This is a genomic window from Pseudomonas sp. CBS, assembly GCF_024734645.1.
In the GTDB taxonomy this organism is placed as follows: domain Bacteria; phylum Pseudomonadota; class Gammaproteobacteria; order Pseudomonadales; family Pseudomonadaceae; genus Aquipseudomonas.
On record NZ_CP102929.1, the window covers coordinates 4,456,943 to 4,473,575 of the forward strand.

The window sequence follows — 16,633 nt, forward strand, 5'->3', positions numbered from 1 at the left end:
ATAGAAAGAAGCGCCATGCTTCTTTCTGTTTGCAGCGCCCGACAAGGGCGGTGCATGACCAAGGGGTCGGGTTGCTCTGATCGTTCGGATCGGCGTGACCTACGGGTACAGGGAGTGCCTGCGCAAGGGCCGGGTCAGGTGAAAAGCTGCGACGCAGGTTCCCAAGCCGATGGTTTGTGGAACTTGCGACGGGCTTGCGGCTCTTATGCCCGCTTCTGTCATACCGCCTATAGCGGCAATTTCCCTTTTTGCTTCGCCTCAACCATTTCTTGGTGTTTCCGTGTGACCATCTATCGAGAAAGTTTGTCTCCTGCCAGACAAAGTTTTCGATGGTATGCGTAGGAATTTTCAGCAGTTTTCAGCAGCAGCTGCCGATTCTCAAAAAACCCTGCGCGAGCCTGAAATGGCCGGTTCGCGGCATTTATGCCTGCCGAAATGTCACATTCGAACTGACCGTTCAGACAGAAAAACTCAAAAAAACTCATGCCGATTCGGCATAGGGTAGGCGTTTACGGCATTAGACGTCGCCTCCTTGCATCGGAATAGTTGCGCCTTTTTTCGCCTGCCAGTGAGCCATATCGGCCAACTGCGGTGACCTTCTACGGGGGCAGATGCACACACCTTTTTCGCTTCCGAGCGTTCCAGCTGCTGGCGCATCTGCCTGAGTCCACTTGAAGTAAGGGTAATGACATGAAGAAGGCAAAGCTAAGCCTCGCCTGGCAGATCCTCATCGGTCTGGTGCTGGGGATTGCAATCGGTGCGGTGCTTAACCATTTCAGTGCTGAAAAGGCCTGGTGGATCAGCAACGTGTTGCAGCCCGCTGGCGATATCTTTATCCGCCTGATCAAGATGATCGTTATCCCGATCGTGATTTCGTCGCTGATTGTCGGAATTGCCGGTGTTGGGGATGCGAAAAAGCTCGGTCGGATCGGCGTGAAAACCATCCTTTACTTCGAAGTAGTCACCACCATTGCCATTGTGGTCGGCCTGCTGCTGGCCAACCTGTTCCATCCGGGTACCGGCATCGACATGAGTACCCTGGGTACCGTCGACATCTCCAAATACACGGCCACTGCCGCTGAGGTCCAGCACGAGCACGCGTTCATCGAGACGATCCTCAACCTGATCCCGTCGAACATCTTCGCCGCCGTCGCCCGTGGCGACATGCTGCCGATCATCTTCTTCTCGGTGTTGTTCGGCCTCGGCTTGTCGAGCCTCAAGCCTGAACTGCGCGAGCCCCTGGTCACCATGTTCCAGGGCGTGTCTGAGAGCATGTTCAAAGTCACCCACATGATCATGAAATACGCCCCGATTGGTGTATTTGCGCTGATCGCGGTGACCGTCGCCAACTTCGGTTTCGCTTCGCTGCTGCCGCTGGCCAAGCTGGTGATCCTGGTTTACGTCGCCATCCTGTTCTTTGCCTTTGTGGTCCTCGGCCTGATCGCCCGCCTGTTCGGTTTCTCGGTGATCAAGTTGATGCGCATCTTCAAGGATGAGCTGGTGCTGGCCTACTCCACTGCCAGTTCCGAAACCGTGCTGCCACGTGTGATCGAGAAAATGGAAGCCTACGGCGCGCCGAAGGCGATCTGCAGCTTTGTGGTGCCGACCGGCTACTCGTTCAACCTCGACGGTTCGACCCTGTACCAGAGCATCGCGGCGATTTTTATCGCGCAGCTGTATGGCATCGACCTGTCGATTGGCCAGCAACTGATGCTGGTGCTGACCCTGATGGTCACCTCCAAAGGCATCGCCGGCGTACCGGGTGTGTCGTTCGTGGTACTGCTGGCGACCCTGGGCAGCGTGGGTATTCCGCTGGAAGGCCTGGCGTTCATCGCCGGTGTCGACCGCATCATGGACATGGCGCGTACTGCACTGAACGTGATCGGCAACGCCCTGGCCGTACTGGTCATCTCCCGCTGGGAAGGCATGTACGACGACGCCAAGGGCGAGCGTTATTGGAACTCCCTGCCGCACTGGCGTACCAAGCAAGTGATGCCGGCCGGCGAGACCACTCGCGGCTGATCGCCAGAGTTGGCTCCTACACAAACCCCGGAAAATTCCGGGGTTTGTCGTTTCTGCCAGCCCCGCTATCATTCGCCCCATCTTTCGGGGGATTCAACTGATGCTCAATGGCCTGTGGCTTGGCTTTTTTATCGTGGCGATGGTGTCCGCGCTGGCGCAATGGCTGATTGGCGGTAACGCCGGCATCTTTGCGGCGATGGTGGAAAGCATATTCGCCATGGCCAGGCTGTCGGTCGAGGTCATGGTGTTGCTGTTCGGCACGCTGACCTTGTGGCTGGGCTTCCTGCGCATCGCCGAGAAAGCCGGGATCGTCGATTGGCTGGCCAAGGCCCTGGGGCCACTGTTCCGTCGCCTGATGCCGGAGGTGCCCGCCGGCCACCCGGCCATCGGCTTGATCACCCTCAACTTCGCCGCCAACGGCCTGGGCCTCGACAATGCGGCCACGCCCATCGGCCTCAAGGCCATGAAGGCGCTGCAAGAACTCAACCCTATTCCCAACACCGCCAGCAACGCGCAAATCCTGTTCCTGGTGCTGAACGCATCTTCCCTGACCCTGCTGCCGGTCACCATCTTCATGTACCGCGCCCAGCAAGGTGCGCCGGACCCGACGCTGGTGTTCCTGCCGATCCTGCTGGCCACCAGTGCTTCGACGCTGGTGGGCCTGCTGTCGGTGGCGGTGATGCAACGCCTGCGGCTGTGGGACCCGGTGGTGCTTGCGTACCTGATTCCGGGGGCGCTGGTACTGGGTGGCTTCATGGCCTTGCTGGCGACGCTCTCAGCCACTGCGCTGGCAGGGCTGTCCTCGATCCTCGGCAACCTGACGCTGTTCGGGCTGATCATGTTGTTCCTGGTGATCGGCGCGCTGCGCAAGGTCAAGGTCTACGAGGCATTTGTCGAAGGGGCCAAAGAGGGCTTCGACGTCGCCAGGAACCTGCTGCCGTACCTGGTGGCGATGCTCTGCGCAGTGGGCGTGTTGCGGGCGTCTGGCGCGCTGGATTTCGGCCTGGAAGGGATTCGCCATCTGGTGGCCTGGACTGGCATGGATACACGCTTTGTTGATGCGTTGCCGACGGCGATGGTCAAGCCGTTTTCCGGCAGTGCGGCGCGGGCAATGCTGATTGAGACGATGCAGACCCAGGGCGTGGACAGCTTCCCTGCGCTGGTGGCGGCAACGATTCAGGGCAGTACCGAGACCACGTTTTATGTGTTGGCGGTGTACTTTGGCTCGGTGGGAATCCAGCGGGCGCGGCATGCGGTGGGGTGTGCGTTGTTGGCGGAGTTTGCTGGCGTCGTGGCGGCGATTGCGGTGTGCTACTGGTTCTTCGGCTAAATCGCTATCCCTGTAGGAGCGAGCTTGCTCGCGAAAAGCCTGAGAGCGACGCGGGGTATCAGGTTCCCCGCGTTATCGTTGACGATTTTCGCGAGCAAGCTCGCTCCTACATTGGTGGGCTATCTTCTCGGTGCGGAATTGCCCTGGCTCACAACCCAATCCACCACCTGCTTGTTCAACGCATCCCCAGCCTGACCAAACCCGGCCACCACCGCTGGCACCTTGGTATCCCCCACCGGCTGCCTCGCCTCAAACCGCTTGCTGGCAATAATCCGCTGATCACTGCCGCGCACCAGCCGCGCATCCAGGCGTATCACCACCTCAACCGCACTGCCGCGATACTCACTCTGAAACGCCTGCAACTGCCCGCCCAGCTCAAAGTCCGCCTGCAGATTGGTCTCATCGGTACTGAGCAACGTCACCCGCCCGTCCCGCTGGAACCCGTCCAGCAACCGGTTACGCAACAGTACTGGCGCCGGATCGCTCCAGCGGGAATTCGCATAGCTGCTGATCAGGTCGCCATTGGGCACCACCGCGATCCGCGGGCTGTCGAGGAATTCGCTGGTCTGCGGCTTGGCCACGCGCAGTGACCAGGCCACAGGGCTGGCTTGTGTGGTGGTCTGCGCCGAAGGCAACCGGTACACGTCCGAAGGGTCCGCCTTGGGCAAGATCGAACATGCACTGACCAATGCCAGGGCAACGGGGGCGATCACTTGGTAAGCACGCTTCATGGCGTGAACTCCTTGTTCTTGTCGCTGCCCAGCAGGTAACCGCTGGGGTTGGCTTCCAGGCGGCGGGAAATGGCGCGCAACGAGCCCAGGGTTTCCCGCAGCTCGCGCACCGCAGGTGCCAGTTCGTTGAGACCCTGCATGCCGCTGTTCAGGGAATCCTTGTTGTTGGTCAGCAAGGTGTCGAGGGTGGCGGTGCTTTGTTGAAGGGACTGCATGGCCTTTTCAGCACTGCCGAACACCTGCTTGCCCTGATCATTGAGCAAACCATTGGCGTTGCGCATCAGTGCGGTGGTTTGCTCCAGGGTGGCGCTGGCCTGTTTGCTCACCTGCATCAATTGCTGCATCACCACCTTGATGTCGCCGCGTTGGTCGGCAATCGCGCCGGTGGTCTGTTGCAGGTTGTCCAGGGTGTTGCTGAGGCGATCGACGTTCTCCCGGGAGAACATGTGGTTGGCGTTGTGCAGCAGCAGGTTGATGCTGGTCATCAGGTCATTGCTGTTGTTCAGCAGGCGGGCGATAGGCGACGGTGAGGCAATGATTTGCGGCAGTTCGCCGTCCTTGCCCTTGAGCTCCGGGCTTTGGGGTGTGCCGCCGCTGAGCTGGATGATCGAGGTGCCGGTGATGCCGGTCAGGGCCAGCTTGGCCTGGGTGTCTTCCTTGATCGGTGTTTGCCCGGCCAGACGGATGCGTGCCAATACCCGGCGCGGGTCTTTCGGGTCGAGGCGCAGGCTGGTGACGTCGCCCACCTTGATCCCGCTGTACTGCACCGCGCTGCCCTGGGACAGGCCACTGACCGCCTCGTTGAAGATCACTTCGTAATCCTGAAAGGCGCTGTCGACGCTGGATTTGGCCAGCCACAGGCCAAACAGCATGGCGCCGACCACGACGATCACGCTGAACAGACCGATCATCACATGATGGGCTCGGGTTTCCATGTCATACCTCGTTGAGCAGTTGAGCGGCATCCAGTGCCGCGCGGCCCCGTGGGCCATGGAAGTATTCGTGAATCCAGGCGTCGTCGGTTTCCGAGACGACATCGATGGCATCCGCCACCAGTACCTTTTTCTGCGCCAGTACTGCCACGCGGTCGGTGATGGTGTACAGCGTGTCGAGGTCGTGGGTGACCAGGAACACGCTCAGGCCCAACGCATCACGCAGGGTCAGGATCAGTTGATCGAAGGCGGCTGCGCCGATTGGATCGAGGCCGGCAGTGGGTTCGTCGAGAAACAGAATGTCCGGGTCCAGCGCCAGGGCACGGGCCAGGGCCGCACGCTTGATCATGCCGCCGGAGAGTGACGATGGATATTTGTCCGCGGCCGACAGCGGCAACCCGGCCAGCGCCAGCTTTACCGCCGCCAGGTGTTCGGCATCGGCACGGCTGAGGCCGGCATGTTCGATCAGCGGCAAGGCGACGTTTTCGGTGACCGTCAGCGAGGAAAACAGCGCGCCCTTCTGGAACAGCACACCGAAGCGCCGTTCCACCATCGAGCGCTCGTGCTCCGAGAGGCTCGGCAAGTTCTGCCCGAACACCCGCACTTCCCCTTCGCTCGGCTGGCGCAAACCAATGATGCTGCGCAGCAGCACCGACTTGCCGCTGCCGGAGCCACCGACTACGGCGAGGATTTCGCCCTTGTACAAATCCAGGTCGAGGTTCTCGTGCACGCTTTGCGGGCCAAAGCGGTTGCACAGCCCACGGACTTCGATCACCGCCTCGGTGGGCGCACGGCGTAAACGACTCACCAGCCCATCTCCATGAAGAACAGCGCGGCGACCGCATCCAGCACGATCACCACGAAAATCGATTGCACCACGCTGGAGGTGGTGTGGGCGCCGACGGACTCGGCGCTGCCGCTGACCTTGAATCCTTCCAGGCAGCCGATGGCCGCGATCAGGAATGCGAAGATCGGCGCCTTGATCATGCCGACGATAAAGTGCTGTACGCCAATGTCCGATTGCAGCAGCGAGAGGAACATCGCCGGTGAAATATCCAGGGCCACTGCGCACACCACACCACCCCCGATAATCCCCGAGATCATCGCCAGGAACGTCAGCATCGGCAGCGCCACCAGCAATGCCAGCACGCGGGGCAGCACCAGTAACTCCATCGGGTCGAGGCCCAGGGTGCGAATTGCGTCGATTTCTTCGTTGGCCTTCATCGAGCCGATTTGCGCGGTGAAGGCACTTGCGGTGCGGCCGGCCATCAGGATTGCGGTGAGCAATACGCCGAATTCCCGCAGGAACGAGAACGCCACCAGGTCCACGGTAAAAATGCTCGCGCCAAAACTGGCCAGCACCGTGGCGCCGAGAAACGCGACCACCGCGCCCACCAGAAAGGTCAGCAAGGCCACAATGGGCGCGGCGTCGAGACCGGTTTGTTCGATATGCGCAACCATTGGCGTCACGCGCCAGCGCGCTTGGGCCGGAACACGCCACGGGCGAAGGTTTCGAGGATCAGGCCGATAAAGCCCAGCAGTTTCATGCCGTCTTGCCAGACGGTGTAGACCGCGCCGCCGATGCGCGCCAGCAACATGATGCCGGCGGCTTCTTCCGGTTCCTTGACCGGCACACAGAAGTCGTTCAGGGAGCGGTAAACGGTTTTGAGCAATGCGCGGTCGGCGGTAGAGAGGCTGCAGTCGGTCTGTTCGGCGGATTGTTCGATACGCTCGGGGCCGAGCAACTCCACCAGCAGCGAGGCGCCGGCCGTGTCCAGGGCGCCGAGGCCGTTAAGGTCGATGCGCGCGCCAGCGTCGTACTGGCCGTCGAGCTTTTCCGACAGCTTCTTCAGGTTGGCATAGTGGGCAAGCGTCCAATCCCCCGTAATCCTCAGCTGTGGAGGTTGGGTGGACGTGTCCAGATGGGCTGCACCGGCCGTTGTGCTACTGGTCATAAGCTCCGAGCTTGTTTGGCTATTCCAGAATTCCTACGTAATAGCACGATCCTGCCTACTTTGGCGCGTCTGGCGTAGTAGCGCCCTGACCAGGGTCAGTCACCTTGAAGCGCAGCACGCCGATCACCTGACCATCTTCGGTCAGCACTCGCACCTGCCAGCGTCCCACCGAGTCGGGTGGGAAGTTCTGCTTGTGGGTCCAGGCCCGATAACCTTCCTTGCGCCCGCCATGGATATCCAGGGCGATACGGTCGACTTCCTTGCCGTTGAATTTCCACACATGGTAGATCCGCTCATCCAGCCCGCGCGGCGCGTTGATCGCGGTGTAGGCATACAACCCGCTGCTGCGCAGTTGGGCGGCGCTGACTTCTTTCAGGTCATCGCCGGGCGTGCGGTCCTGCAATTGAGTGCTGATGGCCACTTCGGTCATCCACAGCGTGGCGGGCGGCACCCAACTGCGCAGGAACCAGCCGGCGCAACCAATTGCCGCGGTAACCCCCAGCAGCATCGCCCAGCCTTTGATGCTGCGCAGCGGCAGGCTCACGGCCAGGCTCGGGATAGAGAGCGCCATAGCCACACCGAGGGCCAGTTTGTAACTCTCGGCGGTGGTCAGGTGCAGGATGATCGGCAGCGCGGTCAGCAGGGCTGCGAACAGGGTCAGGGTATGCAGTGCCAGAAACAGCGAGCGCTTGGGCGCCAGCCACTTGTAGTACAGCGGGTCGGTGATCGAGACCAGGGCCGCCGCGCCCAGCAGGCCGGTAAAAATCGACTGGCCGCTGTTCCAGGTGGTGGTGACAAAAAAGAACGGCAGGACAAAAAATAGACTTTCCTGGTGGATCATCTGCGTGGCGTAGCGCAGCAGCGGTTCGGGAATCTCCCGTTTGAAGACTTTGCTGAACAGCTGGGTGAGGCTGTTTTCGAGCATCAGCCATAACCAACTCACCAGCATGATGACCGCGATCCAGCTGGCCATGCCTTGCTGGCGATCCACCAGGATGAAGCTGCCCACACCCGAGATGAAGCCGCCGAGTGCAATCACCCCTGGGTAGCGCTTCATCAGCTCGAGGATGCGCTGGATGTAGTGGGTCAGGTTAGGCATTCGGCAGTTCACAGTCTTTGTAGGAAAAAATCCCAGACAGAATAACGTTTTAGCCGTTTTCCCGGGGCCTCATTACGTAATCCCTTTGCGATAACGCCACACGCCGAGCAACACAATCGCAATCAGCCCCAGCACACCGGCGGCGATCCAGTTGAGGGAATCGTAGCTGAACAACGGTTTCTCGATGCGCCAGTAGCCGTTCTGCTTGAACAACTCGCGCATCGCCTGGTTGGCTTGCGCCAGGCTGACAGCCTTGATGCGCTTGGCCGGGTCACTGAAGCGCCCTTTGGCGTAGTCGCCCGAGGCACTCCAGTAATAGTCGGCCAACGCGCTGTTGCCTTGAACGGCCCAGGCCTGGCGGGCAACGGCGGCTTGTTGCAGGCGGGCAAAGGTGGTGGGGTCGAGGCCGTCCTGCAGCAGTTGGGCCTTGAGAGTTTCCAGCACCTGCTCGGCTTCGGGCAGGTCGTCGCGCTCAAGGTCGGCGTTGAGGCTCATGAAGCCGACGCCGCCCAGTACTTCGCGCTCGCTCCATGGGCCGTAGGACAAACCATGCTGCAGCCGCAGTTGGCGATACAGCGTCCAGTCCAGGTAGTCCTTGAGCAGGTCGAAGGTTTCATCGTACTGATCGTCCAGCACCGGCTCGGGGAATAACCAGTGCAGTTTGGCGTTGTCACCGACCCAGCCGTGGATCAGATCGCGGCGGATGGCAGCGGCGTGTTGAATCTCCGGCAATGGCCGATGTTCGCTGGGGTCAACCGGGTCAAGCGCGCCGTAGGTGCGTTCGAGGTAGGCCGGTAACAGCTTGTCGAGGTCGCCGACGATGATCAGGGTCATGTTGTTGGGGGCGTACCAGGCCTTGCGCAGTTTTTCCAACTGGTCGCGGGTCAGGTGCTCGACTTCGGCCCGCTCGGCGCATTTGAGGCCCAGCTCCACGGCAAGCTGGCTGCTGGCCTTGTGGCCGAGGTCCTGTCGATCCAGCAGGCGTTGCAGGTGCGAGTAGTGGCCGCCGTCTTCGCGCTCCACCACTTGTTTGGCGGCGTTGATGTTGGCGTCGGTCAGTTCGGTGCGGGTGATGATGGCCAGCAGCAGGTCGAGCACCTTGCGCTGGTTTTGCGCCGGAGCCTCGATGACGAAGGTGGTGTCGGCGTTGCTGGTGTAGGCGTTCCAGTCACCGCCGAGGGCTTGCATGCGTTCTTCCAGCTCACCTTCGCCACCGCCGTCGATACCGCTGAACAGCAGGTGTTCCAGCAGGTGCGGCAGCTCCTTGTCTTCGCAACTGAAGTCATCCAGGCCCACGCCCACCACCAGGCGAATGGCCACATGGCCGCGTTCAGTGCCCGGTTTGAGCAGCAATTGCAGGCCGTTGGGCAGGGTGTAGCCCTCGACTTGCAGGCGGTCAAAGGCAAAGGTGTGTGCCGAGCCGATGAGCAGGCAGGCGAATAGCAGGCGACGCATAACAGGCTTCCTGGCGAATGAGGTCCGTTGTTAACTGACTTCACTCGCCGTCGTACGTTCAGGGCGAATGGGTGATGTCGGCAATATCGTCCGCCGAGAGCGCACCGGTGTCGGTGGTTTCCAGCACCACATAAGCGCTGCTGCAGAACAGCGAGTTGAGACGCTTCATGTCGGCAATCAGCTCCAGGTGCAGGGAACTGGTCTCCAGGCTCTGTACGATTTTACGTTGCAAGCGGCTGACGTGGGCGTGGGCCAGGCGACGCTCCTGGGCGCGAAAACGACGTTTCTCCCGCAGCAGTTGCCGGGCGCTTTCCGGGTCGGCGCTGAGGAACACCGACAGGCCCAGGCGCAGGTTGGCGATCAACTGAGATTGCAGGCCGGCCAGTTCCTCCAGGCCGACTTCGGAGAACGAGCGGCGCTGAGAGGTTTTTTGCTGCTGGACCTTGCGCAGCATGCGTTCGATCAGGTCGCCGGCCAGCTTCAGGTTGATCGACAGCTCGATGATCTCGGCCCAGCGTCGGCTGTCTTGCTCGCTGAGGTCTTCCCGGGGCATTTGCGCGAGGTAGAGTTTGATCGCGCTGTAGAGCGCCTCGACATCGTCGCTCAGGCTGCGCATTTCCTGGGTGATGGCGGTCTGCTTGCCTCGCAGCACTTCCAGCATTGAGGTCAGCATGTTGTCGATCAGGTCGCCCAGGCGCAGGGTTTCGCGGGCGGCGTTGGCCAGTGCCAGGCTTGGGGTGGCGAGGGCTGCCAGGTCCAGGTGGCGTGGCTTGGCCAGGCCGTTGACCTCTTCGCGTTCCGGCAGTAACCAGGCGCACAAGCGGGACATTGGGCCAATGGTCGGCAGCAGGATCAGGCACCGGATAACGTTATAGAGCAGGTGGAAGGTGATCACCATGCCTTGGGCGCTGTAGTCCAGGTTGTCCATCCAACCGACCAGCGGGTCGAGTACCGGGATGATCAGCAACAAGCCGATCAGCTTGTACAGCAGGCTGCCCAGGGCCACCTGGCGACCGGCGGCGTTCTGCATGCTGGTACTGAGGAAGGCCAGCACGCCGCTGCCGATGTTGGCGCCGATCACCAGGCCGATGGCCACGTGCAGGCCGATCACGCCGGCACCGGCAAGGGTCGCGGTCAGCAGGACGGCGGCCAGGCTGGAGTAGGAAATCATCGCGAACAGTGCGCCGACCAGGGCATCGAGCAAGATGTCGCCGGTCAGCGAGGCGAACAGGACTTTAACGCCCTGCGCGTGAGTAATCGGGCCTGCGGCTTCGACGATCAGTTGCAGTGCGAGGATGATCAGCCCGAGGCCGATTCCGACGCGGCCCATCTGCCCGGCGCGCGTCTGTTTGCGCGACAGGAAGAAAATCACCCCAAGGAAAATCAACAGCGGCGACAGCCATGACAGGTCAAAGGTCAGCACCCGGGCCATCAGCGCGGTACCGACGTCGGCACCGAGCATAGTCGCCAAGGCGGGCATCAGGCCCATCAGGCCCTGGCCGACAAATGAGGTCACCAGCATCGCCGTGGCGTTGCTGCTTTGCACCATGGCCGTTACCAGGATGCCAGCGATAAACGCCAGCCACCGCTTGGACATGTTCTGCCCGATAACCTGGCGCAAGTTGGAGCCGTAGACCCGCAGGATGCCGGTACGGACGATGTGCGTGCCCCAGATCAGCAGGGTTACCGCGGAAAGCAGATTGAGCAGGGTCAGCATGCTGGGCCCCCTGTGTTGAGTCGTGCTCCAATCGGAGCCAGTGAATAGTGCCGCGTGCCTTTCTACGTCTTGTACTTAAGCTGTAGTTGGCGAATGGGCTCGGCGCCAGCATCGCATAGCTAAAGTCGGGATTGAAACAAAACTGTCATGAAATCAGCTTTTTGCAGATGAAAAAAAGGGGCTTTGCAGGAGCGAGCTTGCTCGCGAAGCACTCCAGGACAACGCGTTCAATCAGACTGCGCGCGTTATCGTTGGCGATCTTCGCGAGCAAGCTCGCTCCTACAGGAGTTCCAGGTTATTGACCCGGAATGTCCTTGCGCAGTTTCACAGGGTCCTGCTGTTTCTTCTTTTTGTTGATGGCAGTGCGCATCTTGATGTTCACCGCTTCTACCGCCAGGGAGAACGCCATGGCGAAGTAAACGTAGCCTTTTGGCACGTGTACGTCGAAGGCCTCGGCGATCAGCACGGTACCCACCACCAGCAGGAACGACAGCGCCAGCATCTTCAACGACGGGTGTTTGTCGATGAAATCGCTGATGGTGCCGGCGGCCATCATCATCACCAGTACGGCGACGATGATCGCGGCCACCATCACCGGTACGTGGGAAACCATACCAACGGCGGTAATCACCGAGTCCAGCGAGAACACGATGTCGATGATCGCGATCTGGATGATGGTGTAGATGAACTGGCCACCGGCACCTTTCGGTTCGTCGTGGGTTTCGTCTTCGCCTTCCAGCGCGTGATACATCTCCTGGGAGCTTTTCCAGAGCAGGAACAGCCCACCAAAGAACAGGATCAGGTCGCGGCCGGAAATGCCTTGGCCGAACACCACGAACAGGTCGTCGGTGAGGCGCATCACCCACGTAATCGACAGCAGCAACATGATTCGCGTGACCATGGCCAGGGCCAGGCCGAAGATCCGGGTGCGGGCCTGCATGTGCTTGGGCATGCGGCTGACCAGGATCGAAATCATGATGATGTTATCGATGCCCAGGACGATTTCGAGGGCAGTCAGGGTGAAGAAGGCAATCCAGATTTCTGGATTGGTCAGCCATTCCATGTGTAGTCCTTTGAACAAGTTTGGACCGCGCCAGCCTTAAGATCCGGCGCGGTGAGTTGTACGATTACAGAGTGCTGAACAGCGGAAAAATCCCCATCAGCAACGCTGCGACCATTATGCACAGGCATACCAGCACCGCCCACTTGAGGGTGAAGCGCTGGTGATCGCCAAATTCGATACCCGCCAGCGCCACCAACAAGTAGGTCGATGGCACCAGTGGGCTCAACAAGTGCACGGGTTGGCCAACGATCGAGGCGCGGGCCATCTCCACGGCGGTGATGCCGTAATGGCTGGCAGCTTCGGCCAGTACCGGCAGTACGCCGTAGTAGAAGGCATCGTTGGACATGAAGAACGTAAACGGCATGCTCACCAGCGCCGTGATCACCGCCAGGTAAGGGCCGAGGGCGTCAGGGATGACTGCGAGCAGGCTCTTGGACATGGCGTCGACCATGCCGGTACCGGACAGAATACCGGTGAAGATACCGGCGGCGAAGATCAACCCGACCACCGCCAGTACGCTGCCGGCGTGGGCGGCGACGCGGTCTTTCTGCATTTGCAGGCATGGATAGTTGACGATCATCGCGATACTGAACGCCACCATGAACAGTACGGGCAGCGGCAGCAGGCCGGCGATCAGGGTGCACATCAGGGCCAGGGTGAGGGCGCCGTTGAACCAGATCAGTTTCGGACGGCGTGCATCCGGGTACTGCGAAACGCTGATTTCGCTATGGTCGATCTCGTCGCCGTGCAAGTGCAGTTCGCCGAGGCGCGCACGTTCTCGTTTGCCGTACAGGTAGGCAATCACCAGGATCGCAACCACGCCCGCCAGCATCGCCGGGATCATCGGCACGAAAATGTCCGACGGGTCTACATGCAGCGCACTGGCCGCACGGGCGGTCGGGCCGCCCCACGGGGTCATGTTCATCACGCCGCCGGCGAGGATGATCAGGCCGGCCATGATCCGCGGGCTCATGCCGATGCGCTTGTACAGCGGCAGCATGGCGGCCACGCAGATCATGTAGGTGGTGGCGCCGTCACCGTCCAGCGAGACCACCAACGCCAGTACGGCGGTGCCGACCGAGACCTTCAACGGGTCGCCCTTGACCAGCTTGAGGATCTTGCGCACGGCCGGGTCGAACAGGCCGGAGTCGATCATCAGGGCAAAGTAGAGAATGGCGAACATCAGCATCACGCCGGTCGGCGCGAGCTTGGTGATGCCTTCGAGCATCATCGGGCCGATCTTCGGCGCAAAGCCGCCGAACAGCGCGAACAGGATCGGCACGATGATCAGGGCAATCAGCGCGGACAGGCGCTTGGTCATGATCAGGAACATGAACGTGATGACCATGGCAAAGCCAAGGAAAGTCAGCATAGGAATACTCCAGGCGTAGCGCGGCTAGGGAATGGCGAACCGGTTGGGGTCAGCGCAGAACGAACAGCACGAGGCGTACGGGTGGAGTTGGGGCAAACAGGCGGGTACGAGCGGACATCGGGAATCACCATTGTTGTTGTTAATAACCGGTCTGTTGCCGGTAGTGGTGGGCGATCCTAGTCCCGGAAGCTTTCAGCCAGCTTTCGCTTAAGAAACAGGCTACGTTGAGTGACGACTGGTCCTATATGAAATGAGGATATGGGAGACAAAGCATGCATGAGCAACACCAAGGCGGCTGCCATTGCGGCCGGGTGCGCTATGAGTTCAGCGGGGCGTTGGTGGACATTGCCCACTGCCACTGTTCGATTTGCCGGCGGGTCAGTGGAGGGCTGGTGACCACCTGGATCACCCTGCCCCGCTCCGCATTTGCCTGGGTGGCGGGAACGCCGGCGCAGTACGAATCGTCATCGACGTGTGTGAGGTATTTCTGTTCGAACTGTGGGGCGCACCTGGCATTGGCGACCCGCCTGAGCCCCGAGGGTATCGATGTGACCATCGCGACCCTGGATCACCCGGAGCGAGCCCCGGCAGATCGGCACATCTGGGTAGAGAGCCGATTGCCGTGGTTGCATCTGGATGAGCAGTTGCCGGAAGAGGATGAAGAGGCGCTCTAGGGCAGCTCGAATCCGCCGGAGGCCTTGTGCAAGGCGCGCAAGTGCTCGCCCAGCAGCTTGAGGTTGGCTTCACACGCGGCAATCTCCGCAGCGCGGGACGGCTCCAGCAGCGCCCTCACCTCTTTGTCCAGATCGCCCGTCAGCGACTGCAATTGCTTCTGGCGCGCGGCGCTTTCCGATTCCAGGCGCTGGGATTCCGTGGGCTGTGGCAAGCCGTAACCGCTGGTGCCCAACAGTTCTGCCGGGCGACTGAGGAAGCCGCTGTTGGCGAGGATCTGCTGCAAGGTCGCGTTGGCTTTCTCCATGCCGCCGTTCTCCAACTCCCGGGCGCCGAGGTAGCGTTGTTTGACTTCATCCTGGGCCAGCATGAGCTGCTTGCGAAAGCTCGCCTGCTCCAGCAACAGCAAGGCCGCGCTGGCGCGCAGGTCCGCCTCGGCAAACCATGGGCGCCGTTCCTCCGCGCTCAGGGACAACCAATCTTCCACCTCGGCCTGTTTGATCGGCAGGCGCTTTTTCAGCACCTCGAACATCGCCTGGTAACGCTCGCGAAAGGAATCGAAGTGATAGCCGAGGCGCAGCGCGCGCTTTTTGTCATCCAGCACGCTGGTATCGGCCAGGCCCCGGCCCTTGAGGACTTCCAGCAGGCCATTCGGCGTGATGTTGTCCAGGCCAGTCAGTTGCGGGTTTGCGCTGCCGCTGCGTAACAGTTTCAGGCTTTCGACTGCGCAGTTGTTGGAGATGAAGAAGTAGTTGCCGTCATAGCTCCAGTGCATTTCGGCGGCGTGCTCAACGGTGTCGTTGATCTCCTGGCGCGTCAATTTCAGCGGCACCGAGGCCAGGCCACGCAGTTCGGTCTTGGTGTACTCGTCGATGACCTGGGACAACGGCAGCACGAACAGCCGCGATGGGTACTTGCCGATCAGACCGTCCCAACTCGACAGCTGTACGTCACCGACAAACGCGCGGTAGGACAGAACCAGGTGCTGGTCCAGGTCCAGCCGGCAATCCGGGCCGCGTGGCCGGCCTGGGGCACAGATCACCAGGCGCAACATGCTGTGGCCCCAGCGGCTCACCAGGTTCTGGTTGGCTTCGGCCAGCAGGTAGTCGATTTCATAGACCCGCTCGGGGTCGACCTGGCCCAGTGGAGTCTTGGCGAAGTCGTTGCCGGCGTTGAGGAAGGCGTAGGTTTTGGCGCAGGTGTCCTTGGCCGGCGGCGCCCAGCCAAAGTGTTCCTTGTAATAGCGGTACAGCGAAGGCCGGCGGCAGGCGTAGCTCGGGTCGAGGAGGAAGTACTCCATGTTGACCGCGACGAACTCCAGCGGGCTGGTGGTTTCGTAGATGTCCGGGCTGCGGGCGACCTGGTGGTTGTTCTGTTCACGTTCGCCGCGGCGACCGACGTATTGCGGCCACCCGGCGAGGTCCAACAGGCGCGGGTCATCGCTGAGGGTAAAGCGGCGGTCGTTCTGGCCACGGCATTGATCGGGCAGGCCGATCAGGCCAGTGATGTTGTTCTGGCGACTGCAACGCTGGATCAGCTTGCGGTCAGCGCTGGACCACAGGCGGGCGCGGTCGTAAATGTGGGTCAGTTCATGCAGCACGGTGGCGAGCATTTCCCGGCGCACGGTACCGTGGGGGCGATTGGTTTTTTGGGTTGCGGCGCTGCCGTCGGTGAGGCTGACCAGCAGGTTGCTGTTGAGGTCCAGTTCGGACACCAACGAGGCCTGGCCGTAGGCGTTCTCGGGCATCTTGTCGGTCCAGCCGACGTCGATGGTCCGGTCCAGTTGCTGGATGAAACGCGGCGGCAACGCCTGCATCGCTTCATCCAGCAATGCCTGGCTGGCCTGCTGTTGGGCCGGGCTCAAGCCATCGGTCTTGAGCCGTAGTTGCAGGTCGGCCTGAGCCGCGCTGGCGCCCAGCAGCAAGGTGCCGGCCATTAGCCAGGCGGCAATGCGCCTCACAGAGAGAGGATAGCTTCGGCGAGGACCTGGTCGCTGGCGTCGCGGGCTTCCGGCACGCGGGTTCGCAGGGTGTCGAAGGCGGCTTCCAGTTGAGCGCCGCGAATCTCACCATTGCTGGCGACGAAACTGGCGGCATCGTCATGGGCTTCGCGTACGACTTTCGAGTCGCGGATGGACGTGGTGGTGTCCGAGGTAAAATCAATGGTGCGGGCCGAGGCGCGGACGATGATGTTACTGGTGGCCTTCAGGGTTTGTGCCTGGGCAACACCGGCCAACAACAGCAGGCCGAGAGCGGCGGCGATCAGCGGGCTACGCATGGAAAGAC

The 16,633-nt window shown here is 61.2% G+C and carries 13 protein-coding genes and 1 pseudogene; 3 read left to right on the forward strand and 11 right to left on the reverse strand.

Annotation, left to right across the window (positions count from 1 at the left end; all coding sequences use genetic code 11):
- The first annotated feature begins 690 nt into the window (after positions 1 to 690).
- Both gltP and NVB75_RS20525 read left to right on the forward strand, forming a co-directional pair.
- On the forward strand, positions 691 to 2,022 hold the full coding sequence (gene gltP / locus NVB75_RS20520; protein WP_063033694.1) for a glutamate/aspartate:proton symporter GltP: 1,332 nt from the start codon (positions 691 to 693) through the stop codon (positions 2,020 to 2,022).
- A gap of 100 nt (positions 2,023 to 2,122) precedes the next feature.
- Complete coding sequence (locus NVB75_RS20525) at positions 2,123 to 3,352, forward strand: nucleoside recognition domain-containing protein (RefSeq protein ID WP_258343033.1); 1,230 nt, start codon at positions 2,123 to 2,125, stop codon at positions 3,350 to 3,352.
- A 119-nt stretch (positions 3,353 to 3,471) separates the two neighbouring features.
- Here NVB75_RS20525 and NVB75_RS20535 read toward each other — a convergent pair whose 3' ends face one another.
- The 9 genes and pseudogenes from NVB75_RS20535 to NVB75_RS20575 all read right to left on the reverse strand — a co-directional run bounded on the left by NVB75_RS20535 (position 3,472) and on the right by NVB75_RS20575 (position 13,676).
- Positions 3,472 to 4,083, reverse strand: coding sequence for an ABC-type transport auxiliary lipoprotein family protein (locus NVB75_RS20535; protein WP_258343034.1), 612 nt, complete (start codon positions 4,081 to 4,083; stop codon positions 3,472 to 3,474).
- A complete protein-coding gene (locus tag NVB75_RS20540) occupies positions 4,080 to 5,018 on the reverse strand; it encodes an MlaD family protein (RefSeq protein WP_258343036.1) in 939 nt (312 codons plus the stop codon). The genes NVB75_RS20535 and NVB75_RS20540 overlap by 4 nt, the downstream gene beginning before the upstream one ends.
- A gap of 1 nt (position 5,019) precedes the next feature.
- Positions 5,020 to 5,823, reverse strand: coding sequence for an ABC transporter ATP-binding protein (locus NVB75_RS20545; RefSeq protein ID WP_258343037.1), 804 nt, complete (start codon positions 5,821 to 5,823; stop codon positions 5,020 to 5,022).
- Positions 5,820 to 6,970: pseudogene (locus NVB75_RS20550) on the reverse strand (MlaE family lipid ABC transporter permease subunit). The gene NVB75_RS20545 and the pseudogene NVB75_RS20550 overlap by 4 nt, the downstream one beginning before the upstream one ends.
- A 55-nt stretch (positions 6,971 to 7,025) precedes the next feature.
- Positions 7,026 to 8,069, reverse strand: a complete 1,044-nt coding sequence (locus NVB75_RS20555) for a DUF2914 domain-containing protein (protein WP_258343038.1) — start codon at positions 8,067 to 8,069, stop codon at positions 7,026 to 7,028.
- A 72-nt stretch (positions 8,070 to 8,141) separates the two neighbouring features.
- Positions 8,142 to 9,524 (reverse strand): pitrilysin family protein, encoded by a 1,383-nt coding sequence (locus NVB75_RS20560; protein WP_258343039.1) that lies wholly within the window; start codon positions 9,522 to 9,524, stop codon positions 8,142 to 8,144.
- A 58-nt stretch (positions 9,525 to 9,582) separates the two neighbouring features.
- The gene (locus tag NVB75_RS20565; RefSeq protein ID WP_258343040.1) at positions 9,583 to 11,241 is read right to left on the reverse strand and encodes a Na/Pi cotransporter family protein; all 1,659 of its coding nucleotides are present in this window, start codon (positions 11,239 to 11,241) and stop codon (positions 9,583 to 9,585) included.
- Positions 11,242 to 11,536: 295 nt separating this feature from the next.
- Positions 11,537 to 12,304 carry a TerC family protein gene (locus NVB75_RS20570; protein WP_167664662.1) on the reverse strand — a complete coding sequence of 256 codons (768 nt, stop codon included), beginning with the start codon at positions 12,302 to 12,304 and terminating at the stop codon, positions 11,537 to 11,539.
- A 64-nt stretch (positions 12,305 to 12,368) separates the two neighbouring features.
- Entirely contained in the window at positions 12,369 to 13,676 is a 1,308-nt protein-coding gene (locus NVB75_RS20575) for a CitMHS family transporter (RefSeq protein ID WP_258343041.1), read from the reverse strand.
- A 272-nt stretch (positions 13,677 to 13,948) separates the two neighbouring features.
- Here NVB75_RS20575 and NVB75_RS20580 point away from each other — a divergent pair, with 272 nt between their 5' ends.
- Positions 13,949 to 14,350 (forward strand): GFA family protein, encoded by a 402-nt coding sequence (locus tag NVB75_RS20580; RefSeq protein WP_258343042.1) that lies wholly within the window; start codon positions 13,949 to 13,951, stop codon positions 14,348 to 14,350.
- Here NVB75_RS20580 and NVB75_RS20585 read toward each other — a convergent pair.
- Together NVB75_RS20585 and NVB75_RS20590 are read right to left on the reverse strand one after the other, a co-directional pair.
- Complete coding sequence (locus NVB75_RS20585) at positions 14,347 to 16,308, reverse strand: DUF4105 domain-containing protein (RefSeq protein ID WP_258343043.1); 1,962 nt, start codon at positions 16,306 to 16,308, stop codon at positions 14,347 to 14,349. The genes NVB75_RS20580 and NVB75_RS20585 overlap by 4 nt on opposite strands.
- Positions 16,305 to 16,625, reverse strand: coding sequence for a DUF2388 domain-containing protein (locus tag NVB75_RS20590; RefSeq protein ID WP_003214760.1), 321 nt, complete (start codon positions 16,623 to 16,625; stop codon positions 16,305 to 16,307). Before NVB75_RS20590 ends, NVB75_RS20585 begins: the two co-directional genes overlap by 4 nt.
- Positions 16,626 to 16,633: the final 8 nt, after the last annotated feature.